The following is a 26,260-nucleotide window of genomic DNA, read 5'->3' as shown; positions in this document are numbered from 1 at the left end:
CCAGAAAAGAGATCGGCGGTATATGGCAATCACACTTACGGAAAAAGCGGCGAAGCATATCAACCGCTATATCGAGCGGCGCGGCAAGGGCATCGGCCTGCGTTTCGGCGTGCGCACCACCGGCTGCTCGGGGCTGGCTTACAAGCTGGAATACGTGGATGAGAAGACGGATGAAGACGCCGTGTTCGAATCGCACGGGATCCAGGTGTTTGTCGATCCCAAGAGCTTGCCGTATATCGACGGTACCGAGCTCGACTTTGCCCGCGAAGGCTTGAACGAAGGCTTCAAGTTCTACAACCCGAACGTCAAGGACGAGTGCGGCTGCGGCGAGAGTTTCCGCATCTGACGCCGGTGCACTAGCCGCCGGGTTGCATCACGCTGGATTAGATGGATGACCAAGCCTGTTGATGTACGACAGGCTTTTGTTTTATAGCCGGATCCATGCAGATGGCCGGCCACTTCGGGCCAGGCGACGCCAGCCCAGGCTACTTTGAAACCATGCAAAATCACTTCGAACTGTTCCAACTGCCGCAACATTTCACGCTGGATATGACGGCGCTGGACCAGGCCTACCACGAGGTGCAGAACCAGACGCATCCGGACCGCTTCGTCAACGCCACTGCAGCCGAAAAGCGCGTGGCGATGCAATGGACCACACGCGCCAACGAAGCCTACCAGGTCCTGAAGAGTCCGTTCAAGCGCGCCGCCTACCTGTGCGAGCTGAACGGCGTCGCGCTGCAGGCGGAGTCGAACACGGCCATGCCGGCGGCTTTCCTGATGCAGCAGATGGAGTGGCGCGAAACGCTGGACGATGCGCGCGCCGCCAAGAACGTGGCAGCGCTGGAGCAGCTGGACCGCGAATTGCGCGCCGCCCGCAGGGCCGATCTGCAGGAGATCGGCAAGCTGCTGGATGCCGGCGATTTCGAGAAGGCGGCGCAACTGGTGCGGCAGCTGATGTTCCTGGACAAGTTCGGCAATGAAATCGGCAATGCCTTCGCTATCCTTGAATCCTGATTAATCCGTTTAATCCGCTTATTTTCAATGTCATCCTTCGCCGAGTAATAGCATGCCCGAAATCTGGTTGTTCCTGATCGCTGCAATGACGCTGACCCTGGCGCCGGGGCCGGACAATATCTATGTGCTGACGCGCGGCATCGCCCAGGGCCGCAAGGCCGGGCTGGTGTCGGCGCTGGGCTTCAGTTCGGGCCTGGTTTTCCATACCATGCTGGCGGTGCTGGGTTTCGCCGCGCTGATCAAGGCTTCGCCGCTGGCGTATTCGCTGCTGCGCTATGCCGGCGCCGGCTACCTGATCTACATCGGCGTGCGCACCCTGCGTTCGCACTCGGCCATCCAGCTGAACGGCAGCGCTGCGGCGCCGCCGATGAAGCTGTCGCGCATCTATTGGCAGAGCGTGATCGCCAACATCCTGAATCCGAAAGTAACGCTGTTCTTCATCGCCTTCCTGCCGCAGTTCGTGAATGCAGGCGCCGGCCATATTCCGGCGCAGATGCTGTTGCTGGCGGCAATATTCATCTTGCAGGCGCTGGCCATTTTTAGCGTGGTCGCGCTGTTTTCCGGCATGGTCGGCGCGTTCTTCCAACGCAAGAAGTCGGCGGCCACCATCATGAACCGCTTGGCGGGCAGTGCGTTTATCGGACTCGGCATACGCATCGCTTTGCCGCAATAAACAATCAACGCAATCAACGAAAAGCAAGACACCCTATGGCACTTTTGCAAATCTCAGAACCTGGCATGTCCACCGCACCGCATCAGCATCGGCTGGCGGTGGGGATAGACTTGGGCACCACCAATTCGCTGGTCGCGACGGTCCGCAACAGCATTCCCGAAGTGCTCAACGATGAAGCCGGCCGGCCATTGCTGCCATCGATCGTGCGCTATCTGCCGAACGGCAATGCCCACATCGGCTACAAGGCGCAGGCAGCCCAGACCACCGACCCCAAGAACACTATCCTGTCGGTCAAGCGTTTCATGGGACGCGGCCTGAAGGACATCGCCTACGCAGAAAACCTGCCTTACGATTTCCTCGATGTGCCAGGCATGGTGCAACTCAAGACAGTGGCCGGCGTCAAGAGCCCGGTGGAAATCTCCGCGGAAATCCTGGCGACCCTGCGCCAGCAGGCGGAAGACGCGCTGGGCGACGACCTGGTCGGCGCCGTGATCACCGTGCCGGCGTATTTCGACGATGCACAGCGCCAGGCCACCAAGGACGCGGCCAAGCTGGCCGGCCTGAATGTGCTGCGCCTGCTGAACGAACCGACGGCGGCGGCGATCGCCTACGGCCTGGACAACGCCTCGGAAGGCGTCTACGTGGTCTACGACCTCGGCGGCGGCACTTTCGATATCTCTATCCTGAAGCTGACCAAGGGCGTGTTTGAAGTGCTGGCCACCGGCGGCGATTCGGCGCTGGGCGGCGACGATTTCGACCACAGGCTGATTTGCTGGATCAGCAAGGAAGCCGCGCTGGCGCCTTTGTCCGATGAAGACACCCGGATATTGATGGTCAAGGCGCGCGAAGCCAAGGAATTGCTGTCGACCAAGGCCGAGGTGAGCATCGACGCCGTCCTGAATTCGGGCGAGCGGGTGCACCTGGTGCTGACCTCCGAAACATTTGACGAAATCACTCAGCATCTGGTGGTCAAGACTTTGACGCCAACCCGCAAGGCGTTGCGCGATGCCGAGCTGAGCGTCGATGACGTCGATGGCGTGGTGCTGGTCGGCGGCGCCACGCGCATGCCGAGCATCCGCAAGGCGGTCGGCGACTATTTCCAGACTACGCCGCTGGCCAATATCGATCCCGACAAGGTGGTCGCACTGGGCGCGGCGATCCAGGCCAATCTGCTGGCCGGCAACCGTGCTCCTGGCGACGACTGGCTGCTGCTGGATGTGATTCCTTTGTCGCTGGGCATAGAAACCATGGGCGGCCTGGTGGAGAAGGTCATCCCGCGCAACTCGACCATTCCCTGCGCCCGCGCCCAGGAATTCACCACCTTCAAGGACGGCCAGACGGCAATGGCGATCCAGGTCCTGCAAGGCGAGCGCGAGCTGGTCAGCGATTGCCGTTCGCTGGCCAAGTTCGAGCTGCGCGGGATTCCGCCGATGGCGGCCGGCGCCGCCCGCATCCGGGTGACCTATCAGGTCGACGCCGATGGCTTGCTGTCGGTATCGGCGCGCGAACTACGCTCCGGCGTGGAAGCATCGATCAGCGTCAAGCCGTCTTACGGCCTGGCCGATGACGACATCGCCCGCATGCTACAGGAATCGTTTGCCTCGGCCGATGTCGACATGCAGGCGCGCGCCTTGAAAGAAGAACAGGTGGAAGCCGAACGTATCGTGCTGGCCACCGAATCGGCCTTGCAGAGCGATGCCGCGCTGTTGTCGGCGGCAGAGCAGGGCGCGATTGCAGTCTTGATCGCGGCTGTCCGCGAACAAGCGCAAGGCAGCGACCATGTGGCCATCAAGACGGCGGTCGATGCGCTGGCGCACGGCACTGAAGATTTCGCCGCGCGCCGCATGGACCGCAGCGTGCACGATGCCTTGACCGGCAAGACGCTGGACCAGGTGTCGTAAATAATTGCAGAATAATTTTAGATAGCAGACCCAACCTATTCCCGAGGTAAACCAAGTGCCCCAAATCGTCGTATTGCCCCATCCTACCTATTGCCCAGAGGGCGTCGTGATTGAAGCCCCGCGCGGACAGTCGGTCTGCGATGCCTTGCTCGACCATGACATCGAGATCGAGCACGCCTGCGAAAAATCCTGCGCCTGCACCACCTGCCACGTGGTGGTGCGCGAAGGCTTCGCCTCGCTCGGCGAATTGGAGGACAAAGAAGAAGACTTGCTGGACATGGCGTGGGGACTGGAAGCGACTTCGCGCCTGTCCTGCCAGGCCATCCTCGGCGAGCAAGACCTGGTGGTCGAGATTCCCAAGTACACCATCAACCACGCCAGCGAAAACCACTAAGAACCACTAAGCGGAGCAGCGCCATGAAATGGATAGACACACTGCAGATTGCAGAAGCCCTGTACGACAAATTCCCGGACGTCGATCCGGAAAAAATCCGCTTTACCGATCTGCACAACTGGGTGCTGGAACTGGATGGCTTCGACGACGACCACAACCGCGGCGGCGAAAAAATCCTGGAAGCGATACAAGCAGCCTGGATAGAAGAAGCCAGATAAATCCCCGCTCAATAAAAAACCCGCTGTCGCTACATCAATAGCGACAGCGGGTTTTTTATTTGGCGCAGCGGTTTTAGCCGCGGCCTTCCAGATGGCCGTTGACGACCCGGACCGGATCGCCGACACGCCAGCCCTGGCTGGATTGCGGGAAAGTACGGACCTTGCCGTCTTCCATGCGCACCACGACTTGATAGGTGGTGTTGGTGCGGGTGCGTTTTTCCACTTCGTTGCCGGCAAAGCCGCCGCCGACAGCACCGGCGACAGTCGCCAGGGTGTTGCCGTTGCCGTGGCCGACCTGATGGCCCAGCACACCGCCCAATACCGCGCCGGCTGCAATGCCCAGGCCGCTAGGCGGGGCTGCGTGCTGGATCGCCTGGATCGATTCAACCTGGCCGCAGCTATGGCAGATTGCTGGCTGTGACGGCGCGGACTGGCGCGGCGCCTGTGCATATTCGGGACGCTGCACGGGCTGCTGTTGCGGCTGCTGTTGTGCTTGTTGAGCCTGCATCGGCGGCTGCGCGTAATTGCCGTTCTGGCCGCCTTGCTGCATGCCGTTGTTCATCAGCGGCTGCTGCTGAGGCTGCTGTTGCGCTTGTTGCTGCTGGTTGTAGTCGGCAGAGCCTGGCGCCAGCGCGGCGACAGAGGCCGGCGTCGACTGCGAGCTAGGGAACAAGCCGGTCATGGCGGCCACGCCAACCAGGCTGGCCAGCGTTACTGCCACGGCCGCCGTGGCGACCAGAGGGTGGATGCGGTTGCTTGGTTTTGGGTTGTCCATTATTACCTCCAGAAAATCTTTTGTTTGTTGAGTAATGTCATTATCAAAGCTTCACAGGTTGAACACTAGGTTGATAATGTGTCAGATGTATCCTTATGTAACGATTTTACGCCTTAAGGAAGCATTTTACTGGAGGGAAATGGATTTACCGGAATGAGGACCGGCATATGCTGCGTTTTAGCCACGGACCAGGCTGTGCCGGCCCGCGCTGTCACAATCCGCTAGAAGGTATGGCTCATGCCGACCGCATAGCCGGTGATGTTGGCTTTGATTTTTTCCCGGTACAGGTCGCTGTACAGGATGGTGCGCTTGGACAATGGATGACTGTAGCCCAGGCTGACCTTGTGATTGCCGCTGTCCTGATTGCGCCCGTAGCCGGCCTTGATGGTGTCTGTGCCGACGGCATAGGTCGCCGCCAGCACCATCGTCGTTCGCTGCTCCTGCCTGCCGCCGCGGCGTTGACGCCGACCAGCTTGGTGTGGGCATAAGAACCCATGATGACGGCGCCGCCGCTTTCCTTGCCCATCGATACATCCAGGTTGCCGTACATGGTCACGCTGGTTTGCGCCTGCGCAGGCGATGCCGCAGCCGCGAGCAGGGCAAGTCTCAACTTGAACGTCTTGGTCCGCAATTGCCGGCCGCCGCCATGATTCAGATTTATCATTCCAGGTCTCCGTGTCGTTATAGATTTTTTGAGCGCGCATGTTGCGAGCCAGCTTATCTTCTGTGATGACGCCGATGCTTCCCAACGCAATTATTGGATGGACCTATCGCATATTCAGATAAGTCCTACAGCTGCTTGCGCAGACAGCCGAAGGGCAGTGGCACGCCGTCCACAGCGTGTGCGGGGAAGGCAGCTTCGGACGGATTTGCCAGTAGAATGTCAGGCACAGCAGTGCATGAAATACTGACAACGCGCTGCCAAGATAACTAAATCACAGGAGATATCTATGGACCGTCGCTGCCTGCCATTAAATGCATTGCGCGCTTTCGAGGCGGCCGGCAAGCACCTGAGCGTGACCGCCGCGGCGAACAGCCTGTTCGTCTCGCAGAGCGCCGTCAGCCGCCATATCCTGACGCTGGAAGCCTTGCTGGGCGTGAAGCTGTTTGAACGCAAGCATCAGCACCTGGAACTGACCGAAGCGGGGCGGGCGCTGCTGCCGGTGGTGAACAAGTCCTTCGACCGCATCGAGCATGTGCTCAAAGACATCCTCAAGGACGGCGCCGAGTCGCACCGCGTGCTGCACATCCAGATGCCGTCGACCTTCGCACATAACCTGGCGGTGCCGATCCTGCGTGAATTCAGGAATATCTTTCCGGACGTGATGCTGGACCTGGTGATCCCCAACAAGGTCGGCATGCCCGATATCAACAGCGATATCGCGGTGGTGTATTCCAAGCCTGAAGTCAACGACCTGATCGCCGACCTGCTCTGGCATGTACGGCTGACGCCGCTGTGCCATCCCTGCCTGCTGCAAGCGGCCAACGCCGCCAGCCTGGCGGATTTTGTGGCCGGCAACGAGATCGTGCACGTGATCCTGGAAGGGCAGCCGCGCCATCGCCTGTGGGATCGTTTCGTGCGGCAGGCCGAACTATCCAAGGTCTCGGTGGACCGTGGCCTGGTGTTCGAGACCGCCAACCTGGCGGCGCAATATGCGATGAGCGGCAGCGGCATCGCCTTGCTCGATCCTCTGCTGTTCCAGGACGAGCTGCGCAGCGGTGCGCTGGTGCAGCCCTTCGACGCCTGGGGCGACGATGGCTACGGCTACTACCTGCTGACCCATTCCGACGACTTGCTGGACGAAACGATTGCTTCGTTCCGCTCCTGGATGATCCAGCGCTTCGCCAATTCTTCACTGGAATTGCGGCACCTGATGCACAGCCCTGCCCCAATGAGCGCATGAAACGAAGCGCAGCCCGGCAGGACTGCGCTTGCTCATATCATCAGGCCTGATTGCCGCAGGCTTGATTCAGGGTCAGTTGCTTGGTTTCCGGCGCCCAGGCAATCGACACCAGCATGCCGGCAAGTAATATCCCGGAAAGCATGAAGATCGTTGAACTGAATCCCATGGCCGCCATGCTGATTGGCAGGAAATACGTGCCGGCTGCGGAACCGAGGCGGCTCGCTGCCACGGCCAGGCCGACCCCGCAGGCGCGCACTTCCGTTGGGAAGCATTCGGCCGGAAAAACGCCGACCAGATTACTGACCGCGGACAAGGTCAGCGTGAAAATGGCGAACAGCAAAATCATGGCGATGGAAGCGCTATGAGGCATGAGCGCGAGCAAGGCCAGGGCCAGCGCAGTGACTGCAAACGAAGCAATCAAGAATATCCGGCGCGGCAACTTGATGGTGAGCCAGATGCCGATGACGGCGCCGATAACGAGCATGGCATTGAGCATGAAATCAGCGCCAAATCCCTCATTCAATCCTATTACCTTCAAGATCAGGGGCAGGAACGTGTAAATGGCGAAATAAGGGATCACCAGGCAAGTGAAAAACAGGCAGTTAAACAGCGTGCGGCGAATCAGGTCGGCTTGAAACAGGCGGCGATAGCCGTGATGTTCGTGTGTTTCGACCTTGCCGTCCAGGCGCACATTGGGGCCGAAGAATTTCCGCACGATGGCTTCCGCTTCCGCTTTCCGCCCCTTGCTCAGCAGCCAGCGTGGCGATTCAGGGGTGCCGATGCGCAACAGCAGGATGATCAATGCGGGAATGCCGGCGGAAGCCAGCAGCCAGCGCCAGGCGTCGGGCGCCGAGTCGCCATAGGATAGGCCGATCACGTTGGCAATCACGTAGCCGACAGTCCAGATGACGCTGAACGACCCAAGCAAAGTGCCGCGATGCTTGCGCGGCGAAAATTCCGCCAGGATGGTATGACCGACGCTAAAGTCGCCGCCCATGCCAACGCCGATCAGGAAGCGCATCACGGTCAGCTGTATCGCCGTTTCTGCAAAGAACTGCCCGAATGCAGCCAGCGTAATGATGATGAAGCTGTAGAGAAAAATCTTTTTCCTGCCGACGATGTCGGAAAGCCGGCCAAACAACAAGCTGCCGAAGAAAATGCCGACCAGGGTCGAACCGCCGATCATTCCCATTTCGCTGGGAGACAGCTGAATCTGCTGCGACAGGGAGGTGAGCGCATAACCGATGGTGCCGATGGCATAGCCTTCGGTTAAATGCGCGCCAAAAGTGAGTCCTGCAATTTTTATGTGAAAGCGATTGACCGGGACATCGTCTAAAGCAATTTTTTCGTGATCGGAGAGAGGAGGGGGAACTTGCTTGGTGGACGGGGGGGAATCGATGATTGCTGCTGCGTTGCTGTACGTCATATTGTCTCCTAGTATGAATACGAGGAATCCATGGATTTTTATTGTTGTCGGATCCTGGCGTCGCTGGGTCTGGCACTGAATCAAACCGCGGTAAAGCGCTGCGCGCGCTTTACCGCCGGCGAGAGGTTGTCACTACTCTACAAGCCTCCCATGCACAGGTATTTCAATTCCAGGTATTCGTCGATACCGTACTTGCCGCCTTCGCGGCCCAGCCCGGATTGCTTGACGCCGCCGAACGGCGCTTCCGCATGCGAGATGACGCCGGTGTTGATGCCGACCATGCCGACTTCCAGCGCTTCGGCCACGCGCCATACGCGCGCCATGTCGCGGCTGTAGAAGTAGGCAGACAGGCCGAACTCGGTGGCGTTGGCCAGCTGGATCGCTTCTGCCTCGCTGTCGAAGCGGAACAGGCCGGCCACCGGGCCGAAGGTTTCTTCCTGCGCCAGCTGCATTTCCGGTGTTGCGTCCAGCAGCACGGTGGGCTGGTAAAAGGTGCCGCCGAGGGCGTGGCGGGCGCCGCCGGTGGCCAGGCGGGCGCCTTTGGCCAGCGCGTCGGCTACATGCTCTTCGACTTTGTGCAGGGCGTCGCTGTCGATCAGCGGGCCTTGGGTGGCGCCATTGACTGTGCCGGCGGCCACTTTCAGCGCCTTCACCCGCTCAGTGAGCTTGGCGGCAAAGGCGTCGTAGACCCCGGCTTGCACCAGGATGCGGTTGGCGCACACGCAAGTCTGGCCGGTATTGCGGAATTTCGAGGCCATTGCGCCATCGGCGGCGGCATCCAGGTCGGCGTCGTCGAACACCACGAACGGGGCGTTGCCGCCGAGCTCCAGCGACAGCTTCTTCAAGGTGTCGGCAGATTGCCGCGCCAGCAGGCGGCCGACCGCGGTCGAACCGGTGAACGACAGCTTGCGCACGACGTCGCTGGCAGTGAGCACGCCGCCGATCTGCACGGCGTCGCCGGTGATCACGCTCAGGACGCCGCTAGGCACGCCCGCCTGTTGCGCCAGGTAGGCTAGCGCCAAGGCCGATAATGGTGTTTGTTCTGCCGGCTTGAGGATCATGGTGCAGCCTGCCGCCAGGGCTGGCGCCGCCTTGCGGGTGATCATCGCCAGCGGGAAATTCCAAGGCGTGATCGCCGCAGTCACGCCGACCGCCTGCTTGATCACCACGATGCGGCGGTCATTGGCCGGCGACGGCACCACGTCGCCGTAGCTGCGCCGCGCTTCTTCGGCAAACCATTCGATGAACGACGCAGCGTAGACGACCTCGCCGCGCGCTTCCGCCAGCGGCTTGCCTTGTTCCGCCGTCATCAGCTGGGCCAGGTCTTCTTGGTTGGCCATCACCAGTTCGTACCATTTGCGCAGGACGTTGCTGCGTTCCTTGGCAGTGCGCTGGCGCCAGGCCGGCCAGGCGGCGTCGGCGGCGGCGATTGCGCGCTGGGTTTCGGCTGCGCCCATATCCGGCACGCTGGCGATCACAACACCGCTGGCGGGATTGGTCACATCGAATCGGGCCTGACTGTCGGCGTCTTGCCATTCGTTGCCGATCAGAGCCTGCTGACGGAGAAGCTGGGGATTTTGCAGTTCCATAAATATGAAGTTCCTGGTAAGCGTTTGGTCTGCGCATATATTCGGCGCTATAGCCAATCCCGCCCAGCAGAATAATTAGATGGCGCTATCGAAATTTGTGATGCGTGGCAGCTCGTGCCAGATACGGCGGGCGCGTTTGCGGCGGAAAGCGGTTGTGCATGTAGGTCTTTTCTGTTTTTGCCTTGCCGAGCGTTATGCGTTTTTTAGATGGCGTAATCTGTATTTGATGTTTGTCGGCAGCCGCTGCCTGCTCCTACGATGGCTGCTCATCCACCCATTTCAAAACACCTCTCATGCAAACTGTCCGCTTCGGCCGTACCGGCCTCAAAGTCTCGCGTTTCTGTCTCGGCACCATGTCGATGGGATCATCGAAGTGGAAGGGCTGGGTGCTGGATGAAGACAGGACCGCGCCGATCCTGAAGAGCGCGCTCGATCTCGGCATCAATTTTTTCGACATGGCCGACTGGTATTCGAACGGCGCCAATGAAGAAGTGGTCGGCCGCACGCTGCTGAAGCTGAAGCAGCGCGACAGCCTGGTGCTGGCGACCAAGGCGTTCTACGCGATGAGCGACGACGCCAACGACCAGGGTTCGTCGCGCAAGCATCTGATGGCGTCGATCGACCGCTCGCTGCGCCGCATCGGCACTGACTATATCGACCTCTACCTGCTGCATGCCTTCGATCCGCACACGCCGCTGGCCGAGACCATGGAAGCCTTGCATGACATCGTCAAGTCCGGCAAGGCGCGCTATATCGGCGCCTGCACCATGTATGCCTGGCAATTCGCCGAGATGAATGCGATTGCGCGGCAAAACAACTGGACCGAATTCGTCAACATGCAATGCCAGTACAGCCTGCTGTACCGGGAAGAAGAGCGCGAGATGATGCCGTACTGCCAGGACAAGGGCATCGCGGTATCGACTTTCAGCCCGCTGGCGCGCGGCTACCTGACCGGCGTGCAAAAGAGCGCACGCACCGAGCACGATCCCTTCCTGTCGCAATTTTTCGGCGACGAGATCGATGTCGAAATCGCCAACCGCGTGGTCAAGATCGCCGCCGACAGGGGTGTGCAGCCTGGGCAGATCGCCATGGCCTGGGTGGCGCAGAACAGCAACTCGACCGTGCCCATCATCGGCGCTGACAGTCCGGAGCAGCTGCGCCTGGCGGTGGCAGCCGGCGAGATCGTCCTCAGCGCCGAGGAATGCCAGTACCTGGAGCAAGCCTACCGGCCGCGCGACATGATCAACGATTACAACGAAGTGCGTCGTCCACGTAGTTTTAAATCCTGATTTTTCAAATACCAACAACACCAGCATAACGAGACAAGGAATTCACATGATCAAGATTGGCGAAGGCTTTTGCGGCAGCGGTCCGAATGCGGCGCATATCAATTTGTTTCTCGGACCGAAAGATGGTCCGATGGGAACCGCTACGGTGACTGCCGCCAGCAGCCCAGGGCCAGGGCATATCCCGTTCCAGACGGTGCTCAAGCCCAACCTGCCGGTCAAGCCGACCACCGTGTTCATCGGCAAGGCGGTGCTGACCACGCCCAACCATGAAAACATGACCTGGGGCCCGGCCCAGGCCGGCGTCGCTTACGGCGTCACCAAGGCCTTGCTGGACGGCGTGCTGCCGCCCGAAGCGGAAGACGAGTGGATCGCCGTGGCGGCGGTGTGGGTCAATCCGCTGGCCGACGACGCCGACCAGGTGTATGCCAACAACTGCGAAGCGACCTACCTGGCGGCACAGCGGGCGCTGGCCAAAGGCTGGCCTAGTCGTGCGGAGCTGACGGACGCGTTGGGCAGCATTTCCAATCCGTTCTATACGCCGAAAAAATAGCGTACCACGGCGCCGGCGCATGCCCGCGCCGTTCTGCGGACCAGGCCGAGAAGCCGCTATCTTGGGCTGGTCCCTTCATTTTCAGAGAGTTTGTCATGCGCATCTATAAGAATTTCATTGGCAATCGGTTTGTGGACGCAGTCAACGATGAAGTCATCGTCGTGTGCGATCCCGCCACCGGACAGTTGGCGGGCCAGGTTTCTGCCGCCACGCAGGAACAGGCGCGGGCGGCGGTCGATGCTGCCGCCGCTGCGCAGAAAACGTGGCGAAAACTGCCTGCCGTAGAACGCGCCAGGCATCTGCGCAAGCTGGCCGACGCTCTGGTGGCGCGTGCCGGCGCGATCGGCAAGGCGCTGGCCGCGGAATCCGGCAAGAGCCTGGAGGATGCCAGCAATGAAGCCATCTACGCTGCCGAGATCACCCGCTATCACGCCGAGTGGGCGCGCCGCATCGAAGGGGAGATCATTCCCAGCGATTCGCCTTCGGAAAACCTGCTGCTGATGCGCGAACCGGTCGGCGTGGTGGCCTGCCTGATCCCGTTCAACTATCCAGTCTATACGTTGCTGCGCAAGATCGCGCCGGCCCTCATTGCCGGCAATACCGTAGTGGTCCGTCCCAGCAACAACACGCCTTGCTCTGCTTTCGAAATTGCACAAGCGGTGCTGGATGCCGGCTTGCCGCCGGGCGTAGTCAATATCCTCAGCATGCAGCACGAAGTGGCCGCCAGCGTCTGCACCCATCCCAAGGTCGGCATGATCACGCTGACCGGCAGCGTTGGCGCCGGCCGCCAGGTGCTGGAATATTCCAAGGTGAATATCGCCAAGTCGTCGCTGGAACTGGGTGGGAAAACACCTGTGATCGTCGAAGCCGATGCCGACCTGGAACTGGCGGCGAATGAAATCACTGCATCCAAGACCACCAATTGCGGACAGCTCTGCACGGCGGTGGAGCGCGTGTATGTGAATCGCAAGGTGGCAGCCAGGCTGATTGCATTATTGCGAGAAAAATTCAGCAACCGGCAATACGGTAACCGCGCCGATCATCCTTCGCACATGGGACCCTTGATCAGCGCGACGGCGCGCAGCAATACTCACCGCATGGTGGAGCAGGCCATCGCTGACGGCGCGACGCTGGAAGCCGGCGGCGTGATCCCATCTGGCAAGGGTTTTTTCTATCCGCCAACCTTGCTCAGCAATTGCCGCCAGGAGATGGAGATCGTGCAGGAGGAAGTATTTGGCCCTGTGCTGTGCGTGGTCGAGTACGACAGCGTCGAGCAGGCGCTGGAGCTGGCTAATGACCATCAGTTCGGCCTGTCTTCCATCATCTACACCGCCGATTACCGTACCGTAATGCAGGTCGCTAACAACATCGAAGCCGGCGAACTCTACGTCAACCGGACCCCGGCCGATCCCTACCAAGGCTATCACGCCGGCTGGAAGCGTTCCGGCCTCGGCGGCGATGACGGCAAGCACGGCATGCTGGAATTCACCCAGACCCGCCTGGTAGTCATGAAGTACTAAATTTTCCAGCTGAGCGTACGCAGAAGGCGCGGCAGGTTCACAGGATAGAGACATGATAGATAACATTGCAATTGCAAGTACTCCGGTATTACAGCGCAAGCAAGACCTGAAGCGCTATTTCCAGTTCGCCTTGCTGCTGCTGGCCGCCGGCACTATTTACCCCATGCTGTATCTGCGGCAGAACTATGAGTTGACGATTCTCGATGCCTTTGGCATCAGCAAGGGTGAACTGGAAAACAGCTACGCCTTGCTGGGGCTGATCTATGTGTTTTCCTACGGTCCCAGCGGCTGGCTGGCCGACAAGCTCTCGGCGCGCGTCCTGATCCCGTTTTCGCTGGCGCTGGTGGGAGGACTCGGATTATGGTTCGCCAGTTTTCCCGACAAGCAGTTTCTGCCGCTGATCTTTATCGGCTGGGGCATAGGCGCGGGGCTGACCTTCTGGGCAGCGCTGATTAAAAGCGTCAAGCTGCTGGCCAAGCGCGAAGAGCAGGGGCGGTTTTTTGGAATACTGGACGGCGGCCGCGGCCTGATCGAGGCTCTGCTGGCGACCGCGGCGCTCAGCATCTTCGCCTACATGACGCATAACGTAGCCTCCAGCCAGCAGACCATGCAACCCATCGTCTACCTGTATGCGATCGGCTGCCTGCTGATTTCTGCGCTGATTTTTATCTTCCTCGACAAGCGCGACGATACCGAACAGGCCGGCGCCGCCAAACAGGAAAAAGTAGGCCTGATCGCCGGCTTGCGCATTCTGCTCGGCATTCCCCAGCTGTGGCTGATGGCTTTCATCATCTTCACCGGCTACCAGCTCTTCTGGGCGACTTATTCTTTTTCTTCCTTCCTGCGCCAGGGGCATGGCATGGATGCGGTGGCGGCCGGCGCCATCACCGTGGTCAAGCTGTGGATGCGGCCGATCGGCGGCATCGGCGGCGGTTTCCTTGGCAACCGCTTTTCCAATGAAAGCGTACTGGCCGGCGCCATGCTGCTGGCGACCGCCGGCCTAATCGGCCTGATCCTCCTGCCGCAGGATGCCAATACCTACGTGCTGCTCGGGTTCGTGATGCTGATCGGCACCATGAGCTACACCGTGCGCGGGCTGTACTGGGCGCTGCTGGACAAATGCCAGGTGCCGGCGGCGGTGACCGGCCTGGCGATCGGCGTGGTCTCCATGATCGGCTACCTGCCGGATGTGTTCCTGCCGAAGATCAACACCATGGCATTGGCCGCTTTCCCCGGCCTGGCCGGTTTCAAAGTGTATTACGGCTATATCGCGTTGTGCGGCGGGATGGCTGCCGCCAGCGTGCTTTATTTTAAAAAATCTACCCGGAAGGAAAAGGCGAAGCCATGAAAATCGTATCAATGCAATCTCATATCGTCGCCGTGCCGCCGCCGTATTTCGGCGGCATGTACTGGATCTTCGTGACGCTGAAGACCGACTGCGGCATCGAAGGCGTCGGCGAAATATACGCGTCGACTTTTCATCCCAAGGTCATGGTGCCGGCCATCGCCGACGTCTTCGAACGCCATCTGCTGGAGCATGATCCGCACCACATCGAACGTTTTTTCCGTTCTGCCTACTCCAGCGGCTTTACCCAGCGTCCCGACCTGACCATGATGGGCATCGTCAGCGGCCTCGAGATGGCTTGCTGGGACATCATCGGCAAGGCCGCCAACAAGCCGGTCTATGAGCTGATCGGGGGTAAAGTGAACGAGCGCCTACGCTCCTACACTTACCTGTATCCGAAGAACAGCCAGGGCGAGTACGACTACGACGACGTCGACCTGACGGCACAATGCGCGGCCGAGATGATGGAGCAGGGCTTCACCGCCGTCAAGTTCGATCCGGCAGGTCCTTACACGGCCTATTCAGGCCATCACCTGTCGCTGGAAGTCATGGACAAGGCGGAAGAATTCTGCCGCAAGATCCGCGCCGCCGTCGGCAGCAAATGCGACCTGCTGTTCGGCACCCATGGCCAGATGACGACTGCCTCGGCGGTGCGCCTGGCCAAGCGCCTGGAAAAATACGATCCACTCTGGTTTGAAGAGCCGGTGCCGCCGGGGCAGTCGGAGGCGATGGCGACGGTGGCCGGCAAGACCAGCATCCCGATCGCCACCGGCGAACGGCTGACCACCAAGTACGAGTTTTTCGAGCTGCTCAGTCGCGGCGGCGCTTCCATCCTGCAGATGAACCTGGGCCGCGTCGGCGGTATCCTGGAAGCCAAGAAGATCGCTGCTCTGGCCGAAGTGCATTACGCACAGATCGCGCCGCACCTGTACAACGGTCCGATCGGCGCCGCCGCCAGCATCCAGCTGGCGACCGCCACGCCGAATTTCCTGATCCAGGAAAGCATCCGCACCTGGGACGGCTTCCATTCCGAAATCCTGAAAAAGCCGATTATTTGGGAAGACGGTTTCATCATTCCGTCGACCGAACCCGGTCTCGGGGTCGAGCTGAACATGGATGTGGTGGCGGCTAATTCCCCCTACACCGGCAGCAAGCTGCACATTTCCATGGATCCCAAGCCGTTCGACGTTAAGCATCAGTCTTCGGACAGCTGGAAAAACCGCTGGCGGACAGAGAGCAAGTGATGACCTTCGACTTCATCATCGTCGGCGCCGGCTCAGCCGGCTGCATCCTGGCTAATCGCCTGAGCGAATGCGGCAAGCACAGCGTGCTGCTGCTGGAGGCTGGCGGCCGGGATAATTCCTGGTGGCTGAAGATCCCGGTCGGCTTCGCCCGCACTTACTACAATCCTGACTACAACTGGATGTACTACAGCGAACCGGAAACGCAGATGGCCGGGCGCCAGTTGTACGCGCCGCGCGGCAAGGTGGTGGGCGGCTCGGGCAATATCAACGCTATGATCTACGTGCGCGGCCAGGCCAGTGATTTCGACGACTGGGAAGCCGCCGGCAACCCGGGCTGGTCCTATCGCGATGTGCTGCCCTACTTCAAGAAACTGGAAGCCCATCCGCTCGGCGACACCGACTATCACAGCAGCAAGGGCCGGATCGGCATCACCCAGATGAAAAATGGCGCTCATCCGATTTGCCAGGACTACCTGCAGGCTTGCAAGGAGCTCGGCTATCCGCTGAACGACGATTTCAACGGCGCCAGCTTCGAAGGCGCCGGCATCTACGAAGCCAATATCCGCAAGGGCATGCGCGATTCCAGCAGCTACGCCTATCTGCATCCGGCGTTGAAGCGGCCCAACCTGACGCTGGAGTGCAACGCCCAGGCCGAACAGATCCTGTTCGATCCGGACAAGCGCGCGGCAGGGGTCGCGGTCATGCAGAACGGCGTGCGTCGCGTGTTCAACGCCAACAAGGAAGTGATCCTGGCGGCCGGCGCGGTCGACTCGCCCAAGCTGTTGCAGCTATCCGGCGTGGCGGATGCCGAACTGCTGGCTGCCCATGGCATCCCGCTGGTGCAGCACCTGCCAGGGGTGGGCAAGAACCTGCAGGATCACCTGTGCGTGTCGTTCTACTTCAAGGCCAACAAGAAGACGCTGAACGACGAGCTGGGATCGCTGCTGGGCCAAGCAAAGGCCGGCGTCCAGTATCTGCTCAAGCGCAGCGGTCCGCTGGCGATGAGCGTCAACCAGGCCGGCGGCTTCTTCAAAGGCAGCGCGGACGAAAAGCATCCCAACCTGCAGCTCTATTTCAATCCCTTGTCTTACCAGATTCCCAAGAATCCTCTGGCAAAGCTGAAGCCGGATCCGTATTCCGGCTTCCTGCTGTTCTTCAATCCCTGCCGTCCCAGCAGCCGAGGTGTCATCGAGATCGCCGGCAAGGATGCCAGCGTGCCCGCCAGGATCATGCCGAACTACCTCGGCACGCAAAAGGACCAGGACGAAGCGATCCAGGGCGGTGCTCTGATACGAAAGCTGATCCAGGCGCCAGCCTTCAAGAAGATCATCGTGGAAGAAGTATCCCCGGCTGCCGCGGTCAGCGACGACGCCAGCATGCTGCAATTCTTCCGCGAGCAGGCCGGCTCGATCTATCACCTGTGCGGCTCTTGCGCGATGGGTCCAGACCAGCAAAAGTCAGTGGTCTCAAACAAGCTGAAAGTGCACGGTGTCAAAGGCCTGCGGGTGATCGACGCGTCGATTTTTCCCAACATCACTTCGGGAAATATTAATGCGGCGGTGCTGATGGTGGCGGAGAAGGGGGCGGAACAGGTTCTCAGTGATCATCGGCAGCGTGCGGCCTGAAAATTCGACTCTGACCCTAATATTTCCTTAATTGGGGTCGGAGTCGAATTATTTTTGGCGACTGCCTGGACTCGTATTGCTTGGGATGTCAAATGGGGTCAGATTCTGACTCCATTTGACTGCGTCTGCGCTAGTTTTTGTAAAAACCAGCACCTCCGTATATATCAGTCCTCGCGGCGCAGGTGCGGGAACAGGATGACGTCGCGGATGTTTGGCGAGTCGGTGATCAGCATCATCAGGCGGTCGATGCCGATGCCGCAGCCGCCGGTCGGCGGCATGCCGTATTCCAGCGCGCGGATGTAGTCGGCGTCGTAGTACATGGCTTCTTCGTCGCCGGCGTCCTTGGCGGCGACCTGTGCCTGGAAGCGCGCGGCCTGGTCTTCCGAGTCGTTCAGCTCGGAGAAGCCGTTGGCGATTTCGCGGCCGGTGATGAACAGTTCGAAGCGCTCGGTGATGCCAGGCACGGTGTCGGAAGCGCGCGCCAGCGGCGATACTTCCACCGGGTAGTCGACGATGTAAGTCGGATCCCACAGCTGCGCTTCGGCGGTTTCTTCAAACAGCGCCAGCTGCAGCGCGCCGAGACCGGCGTGTGCATGCGGCTTGACGCCGAATTTCTTCAGCTCGGCCTTGATGAATTCTGCATCCTGCAATTGCGCGTCCTGGTATTGCGGCGCGTATTTGTTGATGGCGCCGACGATGGTCAGGCGCTGGAACGGCTTGCTCAGGTCCAGTTCGCGGCCCTGGTAGGTCAGGGTGGCGGTGCCGTGGGCATCGACCGCGGCCTGGCGGATCACCTGTTCGGTGAAGGTCATCAGCCACTGATAGTCAACGTAAGCGGCATAGAATTCCATCATCGTGAATTCCGGATTGTGGCGCGGCGACACGCCTTCGTTACGGAAGTTGCGATTGACTTCAAACACGCGCTCAAAGCCGCCGACCACCAGACGCTTCAGGTACAGCTCAGGCGCGATGCGCATGAACATCTGCATGTCCAGCGCATTGTGGTGGGTGATGAACGGCTTGGCCGCGGCGCCGCCGGGGATGGCGTGCAGCATCGGCGTTTCGACTTCCATGAAGTCGTTCTTTTCCATGAAGCGGCGGATCGACGACATGGCGGCAGTGCGCGCCTTGAAGGTGCGGCGCGTTTCTTCGTTCATGATCAGGTCGACATAGCGCTGACGGTACTTGGTTTCCTGATCGGCCAGGCCGTGGAACTTGTCCGGCAGCGGACGCAGCGATTTGGTCAGCAGGCGCAGCGTGGTGACCTTGATCGACAGCTCGCCGGTCTTGGTCTTGAACAGCGTGCCTTCGGCGCCGAGGATGTCGCCGAGGTCGTAGTGCTTGAAGCTGTCGTAGTTGTCTTCACCGATGTTTTCCTTGGTGATGAACAGCTGGATGCGGCCGTCGGCCTTGCTGCCGGAGGCGTCCTGCAAGGTCGCGAAGGACGCCTTGCCCATCACGCGCTTGAGCATCATGCGGCCGGCTACCACCACCTTGACGGCGGCGGCGTCCAGCGCTTCGCCGTCCTGGCCGGCATATTCCGCCTGCACCGCGTCCGCCTTGTGCGTCGGGCGGAAGTCGTTAGGGAAGGCCACGCCCTGGCTGCGCAAGGCGCCGAGCTTGTTGCGGCGTTCCGCGATGATCTTGTTTTCGTCTTGCGGGACAGGTTGCTGCTGATTGTCTGTCGTCATGTCAGTGTCTTTTTAAATGATGCGGTGAAACGTCTGTGGTGCGGCGGGGAAGGCAGCGCCACGGGGCTTGCCCGTGGCGCCTTGTGCGACTCAATTTGCAACTCACACGCCTTGCTTGAGCGAGGCCGCGATGAAGTCGTCCAGGTCGCCGTCGAGGATGGCCTTGGTGTTGCCGCTCTCGAAGTTGGTGCGCAAATCCTTGATGCGCGACTGGTCCAGCACGTAGGAGCGGATCTGGTGGCCCCAGCCGACGTCGGTCTTGGAGTCTTCCAGTTTCTGCTGCTCGCTCATGCGCTTGCGCAGTTCCAGTTCGTACAGCTTGGCTTTCAGCATGTCCCACGCTTCGGCGCGGTTGCGGTGCTGGCTGCGGTCGTTCTGGCATTGCACCACAATCCCGGACGGCATGTGCGTCAGGCGCACAGCGGAATCGGTCTTGTTGATGTGCTGACCGCCGGCGCCGGAAGCGCGGTAAGTGTCGACGCGGACATCGGCGGGATTGACGTCGATATCGATCGAATCATCCACTTCCGGGTACACGAACAAGCTGGAAAACGATGTGTGGCGGCCGTTGGCGGAATCGAAAGGCGACTTGCGCACCAGGCGGTGCACGCCGGTTTCGGTGCGCAGGAAGCCATAGGCGTAGTCGCCTTCGACTTTCAGGGTCGCGGTCTTGATGCCGGCGACTTCACCGTCGGACTGTTCCAGGATCTCGACCTTGAAGCCCTTGCGTTCGCAATAGCGCAGATACTGGCGCAGCAGCATCGAAGCCCAGTCTTGCGCCTCGGTGCCGCCGGCGCCGGCCTGGATATCGATGAAGCAGTTGTTCGGGTCCATCGGATTGCTGAACATGCGGCGGAATTCCATGCCTTCCACCAGCTTGCGCAATTCCTCGGTATCGGCTTCCACCGCTTCTACCGTTTCTTCATCCTGCTCTTCGCGGGCCATCAGGAACAGATCGGTCGTGTCGCGCAGATCGGCTTCGATCTTGGTCAGCGTCAGCACGATGGCTTCCAGCGATTTCTTTTCTTTACCCAGGTCCTGGGCGCGCTTCTGGTCGTTCCAGACTTCCGGATCTTCCAGTTCGCCATTGACCTGGTCGAGTTTCTCTAACTTCGTATCGAAGTCAAAGATACCTCCGGAGTTCGGCTTCGCGACTGGTCAGGTCGGCAAGCAGGTTTTGCAGGGAATTTAAGCGTTCGGCTTCCATTTTGGGCTCTTTTGCAATCAAACCCTAAATTATACGCCAGCAGCATGCCGGATGGCGCGGGTGTTTCCCGATTGACACGGATTCGAGGCTGTTTTGTCTCAAATCGGAAGCAATGTGAACCATTGCAAGATGGCAGCTATCGAAGCGGCAAGCTCTTTACAATGGATATCGATTGATAACTCTTCAGCCTGGCCCTGCCGCCCATGTTTCTTAAGCTACGATGTGATGCCGTTTTATCATCGCTGGCGCTGCCGCTGTGCTTGATGCTCGGCGCTTGCAGCATGCTGGCGCCGACGCCGGCGCCGCATGGCGAAGTGCAGGGCGCTTCCACCAGCGGGGCGGAACTGGCGCAGTCCGACGTCAACCGCATCGCCACGCTGGGCATGCACGACAACCTGGACAGCCTGTATCGCCTGCTGGATAAATTGTACCGGCGCAATCCGGCCGAATGGAAAAAGACCGCAAGCAGCCGCGAACTGGCCATCAAGCGGGTGCGCGATGCGATCGAAGTGCGCCAGCCATGGCCTGAGTTGCAGGGCAAGCATGACATCCAGGCCCTGTCGCTGGCGCTGGCGCCGGATTTCAGCGGCGACCGCGCGGCGGCCTTCATCTATGGCGCGGCCGACATGGTCATCGTCGCCCACGGCGGCAAGACCAGCTTTTACCTGATCGACGGCTTCGACGCCCAGTACCTGTACAACGCCGCGCGCAATATGGAAATTGCCGCATGGATACTCAGCAACCGCAAGAACACGGCCGGCCAGCCCTTGCTGTTATCCAACGACATGAGCGAGAGCGAGCACAACATCAGCTTTGAAAGGGAGTTCGGCAAGATCATCGCCCGTATCGACCTGCTGGCCGAGATGACCACCGAGAAGTACCGCCGCGCCGGCATCAGCTACCTGCAGAACCTGGTGGGCGGGACCTTCTTGCAATTCCTGCCGGTGCGCTAAGGCACGGATCGCTTCAGGCTGGCGCCAGTTCTACATGCACGCGCAGGCCGAGCGCCGTCGCGATATTGACCAGGGCATCCAGGGAAAAATGCGCTACGCGGCCGCACAGCAGATCGTCCATGCGCGATTGGCTGACGCGGCAATAGTGGGCAGCGTCGCTTTCCGTCCATCCGCTTTGCTGCACGATTTCGCTGATTTTTTCCAGCAGTTCAGAACGTGCGTGCAGGTTGCCGGCTTGTTCGGCCGCATTGGCAATCGGGTCCCACACACTGGGGTAGCTGTCGGATTTGCGCATTTTCACCTCTCTTGAGTCATTCCAATCGTAATGTCCGGTTTTGTCCGCATTATGTCTACGCAGGGCATTTTTAGATATTGGCGGCAGACTTAACATGATCTTCAACGATGACAGCCCGGTCCCCGGGCAGCGCGTATATCGGATGAGGCTAAAAGATGTTGAGCGTGGGAATACTGGTGTTTGACGATGTGGAGATCCTGGATTTTTCCGGGCCCTATGAAGTGTTTTCAACTGCCGCCCGGGTCCATGGCCGGAGCAATGGCAACGGCGCCGCGGCAAATCTGTTCAAGTGCTTCCTGGTCGCGCCCGCCATGCGGCCGGTGCGCGCAAGGGGAGGAATGAAAGTGCTGCCGGATTGCGTACTGACATCGTCTTCCGATCTCGATGTACTGCTGGTGCCGGGCGGCGATGTGGCGGCAATCCTCAAGAACGACGCGGTAATCGCGTGGATTGCCGCCCAGTCTGACGGCACGGCGATCATGGCTTCGGTCTGCACCGGCGCCTTCCTGCTGGCCAAGGCCGGCTTGCTGAACGGGCTGGATGTCACGACGCACTGGGAAGACCTGGAGGAATTGCAGGCAGGTTTTCCGAGCCTGAACGTGAAGCCCGGCGTAGCCTGGATAGATTGCGGTAAAGTAGTGACTTCCGGCGGCATATCGGCGGGCATCGACATGAGCTTGCATCTGGTTGAACGCCTGGCCGGACGTCCGCTGGCCGACGCCACCGCCAGACAGATGGAGTACCGATGGCTGCAATAACTGACAACACGCGCAAGGCCGAGACCACGATTCCGGTCTATTTCCTGCTGCGCGACGCCACCATGACGCTTGACCTGATGGGTCCGGCGGAGGTGCTGCGCTACGCCAACCGGATCGCGGCACGGGAAGGCCGCGCGGATTTTTTCGACCTGCGCTATGTCAGCGCGGCTGAGCGCATCAGCACCTCGCTCGGACTCGGCCTGACCGGATTCGGTCCCTTGCCGGACAGCCTGCCGGCCAACGCCATGGTGGTGCTGCACGGCTGCGTCGGCAGCGACGACGATTTCAGCAGCGCCAACGACCAGCGCGCCGTCGCCTGGCTGCGCGCGCAGTGGCAGGATACCCATCGTTTGCTATGCAGTTGCACAGGCGCCTTGCTGGCCGGCTATGCCGGTTTGCTGGACGGCCGCCAGTGCACCACCCACCACAGCCATTGCGACGACTTGCGCCGCATCGCGCCCCGCGCCCACGTGCTGGAAAACCGCATCTTCGTCGAAGACCGCAATATCTACACCAGCGCCGGCGTCACCACCGGCATCGACCTGACCCTGCACGTGGTCGCGCAAATCGCCGGCCACGCCCGCAGCGCTTCGATTGCGCGCTCGCTGGTGATCTACATGCGGCGCGCCGGCAGCGATCCGCAGCTGTCGCCATGGCAGGCTTGCCGCAATCATTTGCACCCGGCGGTGCACCGGGTGCAGGACGCCGTCATCGGCGACCCCGCCCACGACTGGGACCTGCAGCAGCTGGCCGACATCGCCTGCACCAGCGAACGCCACCTGACCAGGCTGTTCCGCGAACATACCGGCTGCAGCCTGGTCGACTACATCCAGCGCATCCGCGTCGCCCTGGTGCGCGAGCTGCTGACCCAGTCCAAGCTCGACATGGAACAGGTAGCCCAGCAAGCCGGCTTCAACTCCACAAGACAATTGCGCCGCGTCTGGAGCAAATTCGAAAACTTCCCGCCCAGCCAGCAGCGCCAGCTCATCAGTTAAATAAGTTAAATGGGGTCGGAGTCGAGTTAAATGGGGTCGGAGTGCAACATGTTCCAAGAATTACATCGCTTCCGCATGCTCAACCATCAACTGCACCTTGGTAACCCCGTTATATTCATTAGCATCCAGCCGAAACGCCACCTTGGCCTTGCTGCCCAGCTCGTCGGTATGTCCGAACCAGATCGCATCGTAACGCGTGCCATTGCGCTCCAGCAGCAGCTTCAGATGTTTCTCCTTCAGGATGCGCTGGCTGACCACGCGGAACTCGTCGCAAAACAGTGGCGGCGCAAAGCCCTGGCCCCATACCTGGCCATCCATCAGCTCGATGAATTGCGTGGTGTAGTAGGCATCTTCCAGCGGCCCGTCGGTTTCCACCACGCGTTCCAGCTGGCTCTTGCCCAGCCACTCGCGTCCGACTTTTTCAAAGGCTTCGGCAAAGGCCTCGAACGCATCGGCGCGTATGGTCAGCCCCGCAGCCATCGCATGGCCGCCGAATTTCTGGATCAGGCTGGGCGCATGCTTGGACACCAGGTCCAGCGCATCGCGCAGATGAAAGCCGGGAATCGAACGTCCCGAGCCCTTGATCAAGCCTTCGCCGCCGGGCGCAAAGGTAATCGTCGGCCGATAGAACTTGTCCTTCAGGCGTGACGCCACGATCCCGATCACGCCCTGGTGCCAGGAGGCGTCGAACACGCTGATGGTGGTGCTGTCCTGCGGCTTGAAATCATCCAGCAAGGCCAGCGCGGTATCTTGCATGCCGGCTTCGATATCGCGCCGTTCGCGGTTGATGGCGTCGAGCTGCTGGGCGATGGCCCAGGCGCGGCCTTCGTCGTCGGTAGTCAGGCATTCGATGCCGAGCGCCATGTCGGCCAGGCGGCCGGCGGCGTTCAGGCGCGGTCCCAGTGCAAAGCCCAGGTCGAAAGGGGTAGCGCGGCGCGCTTCGCGGCCGGCGGCACGGAACAGGGCGGCAATGCCGGCATGCATGCGGCCGGCGCGCATGCGCTTCAAGCCTTGCGCCACCAGGATGCGATTGTTGGCGTCCAGCTTGACGACGTCGGCCACGGTGCCGAGCGCCACCAGGTCCAGCAGCACGTCCAATTTCGGCTGGCTCTTGGCGTCGAACACGCCGCGCTTGCGCATTTCGGCGCGCAGCGCCAGCAAGACATAGAACATGACGCCGACGCCCGCCAGGTTCTTGCTGGGAAAACCGCATTCCGGCTGGTTGGGATTGACGATGACGCGCGCCGCCGGCAAGGTATCGGCCGGCAAGTGATGGTCGGTGACCACCACTTCGATGCCGCGCCGGTTGGCTTCTTCCACGCCGTCGATGCTGGCGATGCCGTTGTCGACCGTGACGATGATGTCGGGCGATTTTTCGCGCGCCGTCAGTTCGACGATCTCCGGCGTCAGGCCGTAGCCGTACTCGAAGCGGTTCGGCACGATGAAATCGATGTTGGCGCCCAGCAGACGCAAGCCGCGCAGGCCGACCGCGCAGGCGGTGGCGCCGTCGCAATCGTAGTCGGCGACGATCACCATTTTCTTTTGCGCGGCGATGGCGTCGGCCAGGAAGCTGGCGGCGGCGTCGATGTGCAGCAGGCCGGCGGGCGGGATCAGCGCCGTCAGTTCGCTTTCCAGCTCCTTGACGTCAAGCAGGCCGCGCGCGCTGTAGACGCGCGCCAGCACTGGATGGATACCGCTCTGGTGCAGTCGTTCAGAGTCGCGGAAGGAATAGGGGCGGGTGGTGATACGGGTCATGGCAGCAATCTGTCGAGGGTTGGCGTGAGCCAGAATTTTTTCAGCGCGAAGCGGCTTGTGTTCAGTTCAAGCACGTGGCTGCTGTCGGTAATGATCAGGGACAGGCTATCCAGCTGCCCCTGTTGCATGGCTTGCAGCAAAGGCGCGAACCAGGCGCTTTCCAGGGCTTTCAGCTGCTCCAGCCAGCTCGACCATTCGCCGGTAAGGGCCGGCTGGATCAGCGGGTCCAGCGTCAGCAGGCCTTTTTCAGGCTTGGCGGCGATCACATCGGCTGCGCTGGCATTAGAGTGGGCGACCTTGGCATACTGGCCGAGACCGCTGAAGCCGTCTGGCAGATTGAATACCTCGCGCTGGCCGGCGCTTGAAGCCGTGGCCGGCGAACCGCCCCATAGCCACAGGGAGTTGACAGCTTGCCGGCCTTGCATCTGGCGGCGTTCGTTCAGGGGGTGGACGAACCACAGCATCTGTACTTCATTCTGCAGCTTGCGCCAGTCGCGGGCGCCGTCGCCTTGCGGCATCCAGATGTCGATGTTGTGTCCGCAGGTGGCGTCCGGCGTCGAGGTAAGCAGCCCCTGCCAGTCGTCGGCGCGCATGAACCAGGTGCCGGCGTCGCCATACACCAGTTCTCTGCCCACTTCGGCAAACAGCGGCGCCGCGGCGTCGAACAATTCACGCGAATCCGGCTCGGACAGGCCGATCTGGCGGATATCGGTCAGCACCAGGTGATCGCGGGCGATATGGATATGCGCCGGGTGCAGCATGAACCACGCGCCTTGCTCTGCCAGCAAGCCCAGCGCGCGCATGGCGGCGCAGGCCAGGGCAGGGCTGTTATGTGTGTCCTGCCCAGGCGCGGGATTTGCGGGAGTAAACGAAGGCAGTGGAAATTGCGAGCTTAACCACATTTCATGCGGCAAGGCGCGCGCAAAATCGTCAAATTCGCGGTGGGAATGCTCCTTTTTTGCGCGCGCCATCAGGGTGGCAAGGGCGGGCAGCTTCAATTCGCGCAATAAATCGCGCGCCAGTTCCGGCGGCGGCAGGCCGAATGGCAATAGGATAGTTAAATGACTCATGGCGCGATTGTAGGGCATCCGGAGGCAGGGGGCTAATTTGGCAGGATTTGTCCCGTTAGGTTGCCCTCT

General features: G+C 60.7%; 25 protein-coding genes. 16 read left to right on the top strand and 9 right to left on the bottom strand.

The features are described 5' to 3' along the window. Positions 1 to 22 precede the first annotated feature (22 nt). From iscA to iscX, 6 genes are all read left to right on the top strand, one after another. Positions 23 to 346 (top strand): iron-sulfur cluster assembly protein IscA, encoded by a 324-nt coding sequence (iscA, locus tag AC07V8_RS04395; RefSeq protein ID WP_014007106.1) that lies wholly within the window; start codon positions 23 to 25, stop codon positions 344 to 346. Between the two features lie 152 nt (positions 347 to 498). Continuing rightward, complete coding sequence (gene hscB / locus AC07V8_RS04390) at positions 499 to 1,014, top strand: Fe-S protein assembly co-chaperone HscB (protein WP_494677760.1); 516 nt, start codon at positions 499 to 501, stop codon at positions 1,012 to 1,014. Between the two features lie 52 nt (positions 1,015 to 1,066). Next, positions 1,067 to 1,687, top strand: coding sequence for a LysE family translocator (locus AC07V8_RS04385; RefSeq protein ID WP_494677447.1), 621 nt, complete (start codon positions 1,067 to 1,069; stop codon positions 1,685 to 1,687). Positions 1,688 to 1,722: 35 nt separating this feature from the next. After that, positions 1,723 to 3,588, top strand: a complete 1,866-nt coding sequence (gene hscA, locus AC07V8_RS04380) for a Fe-S protein assembly chaperone HscA (RefSeq protein ID WP_494677446.1) — start codon at positions 1,723 to 1,725, stop codon at positions 3,586 to 3,588. 55 nt (positions 3,589 to 3,643) lie between these two features. Beyond that, a complete protein-coding gene (gene fdx, locus AC07V8_RS04375; RefSeq protein WP_494677445.1) occupies positions 3,644 to 3,982 on the top strand; it encodes an ISC system 2Fe-2S type ferredoxin in 339 nt (112 codons plus the stop codon). 23 nt (positions 3,983 to 4,005) lie between these two features. Beyond that, the gene (gene iscX, locus AC07V8_RS04370; RefSeq protein WP_494677444.1) at positions 4,006 to 4,200 is read left to right on the top strand and encodes a Fe-S cluster assembly protein IscX; all 195 of its coding nucleotides are present in this window, start codon (positions 4,006 to 4,008) and stop codon (positions 4,198 to 4,200) included. A gap of 73 nt (positions 4,201 to 4,273) precedes the next feature. Here the strand turns inward: iscX and AC07V8_RS04365 are convergent, their stop codons facing one another. Further along, positions 4,274 to 4,975: an outer membrane lipoprotein gene (locus AC07V8_RS04365; protein ID WP_494677443.1), complete on the bottom strand. Its 702-nt coding sequence runs from the start codon at positions 4,973 to 4,975 to the stop codon at positions 4,274 to 4,276. A 221-nt stretch (positions 4,976 to 5,196) separates the two neighbouring features. Beyond that, entirely contained in the window at positions 5,197 to 5,679 is a 483-nt protein-coding gene (locus AC07V8_RS04360) for a porin (protein WP_494677442.1), read from the bottom strand. A gap of 246 nt (positions 5,680 to 5,925) precedes the next feature. Between AC07V8_RS04360 and AC07V8_RS04355 the strand changes: the two genes are divergently transcribed. Beyond that, positions 5,926 to 6,879: a LysR substrate-binding domain-containing protein gene (locus AC07V8_RS04355; protein ID WP_494677441.1), complete on the top strand. Its 954-nt coding sequence runs from the start codon at positions 5,926 to 5,928 to the stop codon at positions 6,877 to 6,879. A 40-nt stretch (positions 6,880 to 6,919) separates the two neighbouring features. Here AC07V8_RS04355 and AC07V8_RS04350 read toward each other — a convergent pair whose 3' ends face one another. Together AC07V8_RS04350 and AC07V8_RS04345 are read right to left on the bottom strand one after the other, a co-directional pair. Beyond that, positions 6,920 to 8,305 (bottom strand): MFS transporter, encoded by a 1,386-nt coding sequence (locus AC07V8_RS04350; protein WP_494677440.1) that lies wholly within the window; start codon positions 8,303 to 8,305, stop codon positions 6,920 to 6,922. Positions 8,306 to 8,442: 137 nt separating this feature from the next. Then, the gene (locus AC07V8_RS04345; RefSeq protein ID WP_494677439.1) at positions 8,443 to 9,894 is read right to left on the bottom strand and encodes an NAD-dependent succinate-semialdehyde dehydrogenase; all 1,452 of its coding nucleotides are present in this window, start codon (positions 9,892 to 9,894) and stop codon (positions 8,443 to 8,445) included. Positions 9,895 to 10,187: 293 nt separating this feature from the next. Between AC07V8_RS04345 and AC07V8_RS04340 the strand changes: the two genes are divergently transcribed. The 6 genes from AC07V8_RS04340 (at position 10,188) to AC07V8_RS04315 (ending at position 17,467) form a co-directional block, all read left to right on the top strand. Continuing rightward, positions 10,188 to 11,183, top strand: coding sequence for an aldo/keto reductase (locus tag AC07V8_RS04340; protein ID WP_494677438.1), 996 nt, complete (start codon positions 10,188 to 10,190; stop codon positions 11,181 to 11,183). A gap of 46 nt (positions 11,184 to 11,229) precedes the next feature. Continuing rightward, positions 11,230 to 11,733, top strand: a complete 504-nt coding sequence (gene fae, locus AC07V8_RS04335; protein ID WP_494677437.1) for a formaldehyde-activating enzyme — start codon at positions 11,230 to 11,232, stop codon at positions 11,731 to 11,733. Between the two features lie 95 nt (positions 11,734 to 11,828). After that, the gene (aldA, locus tag AC07V8_RS04330) at positions 11,829 to 13,253 is read left to right on the top strand and encodes an aldehyde dehydrogenase (protein WP_494677436.1); all 1,425 of its coding nucleotides are present in this window, start codon (positions 11,829 to 11,831) and stop codon (positions 13,251 to 13,253) included. Between the two features lie 52 nt (positions 13,254 to 13,305). After that, the gene (locus AC07V8_RS04325; protein WP_494677435.1) at positions 13,306 to 14,601 is read left to right on the top strand and encodes an MFS transporter; all 1,296 of its coding nucleotides are present in this window, start codon (positions 13,306 to 13,308) and stop codon (positions 14,599 to 14,601) included. Next, positions 14,598 to 15,842, top strand: a complete 1,245-nt coding sequence (locus AC07V8_RS04320; RefSeq protein ID WP_494677434.1) for a mandelate racemase/muconate lactonizing enzyme family protein — start codon at positions 14,598 to 14,600, stop codon at positions 15,840 to 15,842. The genes AC07V8_RS04325 and AC07V8_RS04320 overlap by 4 nt, the downstream gene beginning before the upstream one ends. Beyond that, positions 15,842 to 17,467 carry a GMC family oxidoreductase gene (locus tag AC07V8_RS04315; protein ID WP_494677433.1) on the top strand — a complete coding sequence of 542 codons (1,626 nt, stop codon included), beginning with the start codon at positions 15,842 to 15,844 and terminating at the stop codon, positions 17,465 to 17,467. Before AC07V8_RS04320 ends, AC07V8_RS04315 begins: the two co-directional genes overlap by 1 nt. Before the next feature lie 164 nt (positions 17,468 to 17,631). Here the strand turns inward: AC07V8_RS04315 and lysS are convergent, their stop codons facing one another. Both lysS and prfB read right to left on the bottom strand, forming a co-directional pair. Then, positions 17,632 to 19,158: a lysine--tRNA ligase gene (gene lysS, locus AC07V8_RS04310; RefSeq protein ID WP_494677432.1), complete on the bottom strand. Its 1,527-nt coding sequence runs from the start codon at positions 19,156 to 19,158 to the stop codon at positions 17,632 to 17,634. 102 nt (positions 19,159 to 19,260) lie between these two features. Continuing rightward, a protein-coding gene (prfB, locus tag AC07V8_RS04305) for a peptide chain release factor 2 (protein WP_211444262.1) occupies positions 19,261 to 20,365 on the bottom strand; the annotation gives its coding sequence in 2 pieces (ribosomal slippage) (positions 19,261 to 20,283 and positions 20,285 to 20,365; 1,104 coding nt in all). A 203-nt stretch (positions 20,366 to 20,568) separates the two neighbouring features. Between prfB and AC07V8_RS04300 the strand changes: the two genes are divergently transcribed. Next, a complete protein-coding gene (locus tag AC07V8_RS04300; protein ID WP_494677431.1) occupies positions 20,569 to 21,318 on the top strand; it encodes a hypothetical protein in 750 nt (249 codons plus the stop codon). Between the two features lie 13 nt (positions 21,319 to 21,331). Here AC07V8_RS04300 and AC07V8_RS04295 read toward each other — a convergent pair whose 3' ends face one another. Next, on the bottom strand, positions 21,332 to 21,613 hold the full coding sequence (locus tag AC07V8_RS04295) for a helix-turn-helix domain-containing protein (RefSeq protein ID WP_494677430.1): 282 nt from the start codon (positions 21,611 to 21,613) through the stop codon (positions 21,332 to 21,334). A gap of 155 nt (positions 21,614 to 21,768) precedes the next feature. On the opposite strand from AC07V8_RS04295, the gene AC07V8_RS04290 reads away from it, so the two are divergent. Both AC07V8_RS04290 and AC07V8_RS04285 read left to right on the top strand, forming a co-directional pair. Then, positions 21,769 to 22,371 (top strand): DJ-1/PfpI family protein, encoded by a 603-nt coding sequence (locus AC07V8_RS04290; RefSeq protein ID WP_494677429.1) that lies wholly within the window; start codon positions 21,769 to 21,771, stop codon positions 22,369 to 22,371. Further along, entirely contained in the window at positions 22,359 to 23,366 is a 1,008-nt protein-coding gene (locus AC07V8_RS04285) for a GlxA family transcriptional regulator (protein ID WP_494677428.1), read from the top strand. The genes AC07V8_RS04290 and AC07V8_RS04285 overlap by 13 nt, the downstream gene beginning before the upstream one ends. Before the next feature lie 60 nt (positions 23,367 to 23,426). Here AC07V8_RS04285 and recJ read toward each other — a convergent pair whose 3' ends face one another. Both recJ and AC07V8_RS04275 read right to left on the bottom strand, forming a co-directional pair. Then, positions 23,427 to 25,121 (bottom strand): single-stranded-DNA-specific exonuclease RecJ, encoded by a 1,695-nt coding sequence (gene recJ, locus AC07V8_RS04280; RefSeq protein ID WP_494677427.1) that lies wholly within the window; start codon positions 25,119 to 25,121, stop codon positions 23,427 to 23,429. After that, on the bottom strand, positions 25,118 to 26,191 hold the full coding sequence (locus tag AC07V8_RS04275) for a hypothetical protein (protein WP_494677426.1): 1,074 nt from the start codon (positions 26,189 to 26,191) through the stop codon (positions 25,118 to 25,120). The genes recJ and AC07V8_RS04275 overlap by 4 nt, the downstream gene beginning before the upstream one ends. Between the last annotated feature and the right edge of the window lie 69 nt (positions 26,192 to 26,260).

The sequence above is a fragment of the Collimonas sp. GW821-FHT02H07 genome, from assembly GCF_059421505.1.
Note: the sequence above shows the minus strand (reverse complement) of the source record. Positions and strands in the feature narration are given on the sequence as shown.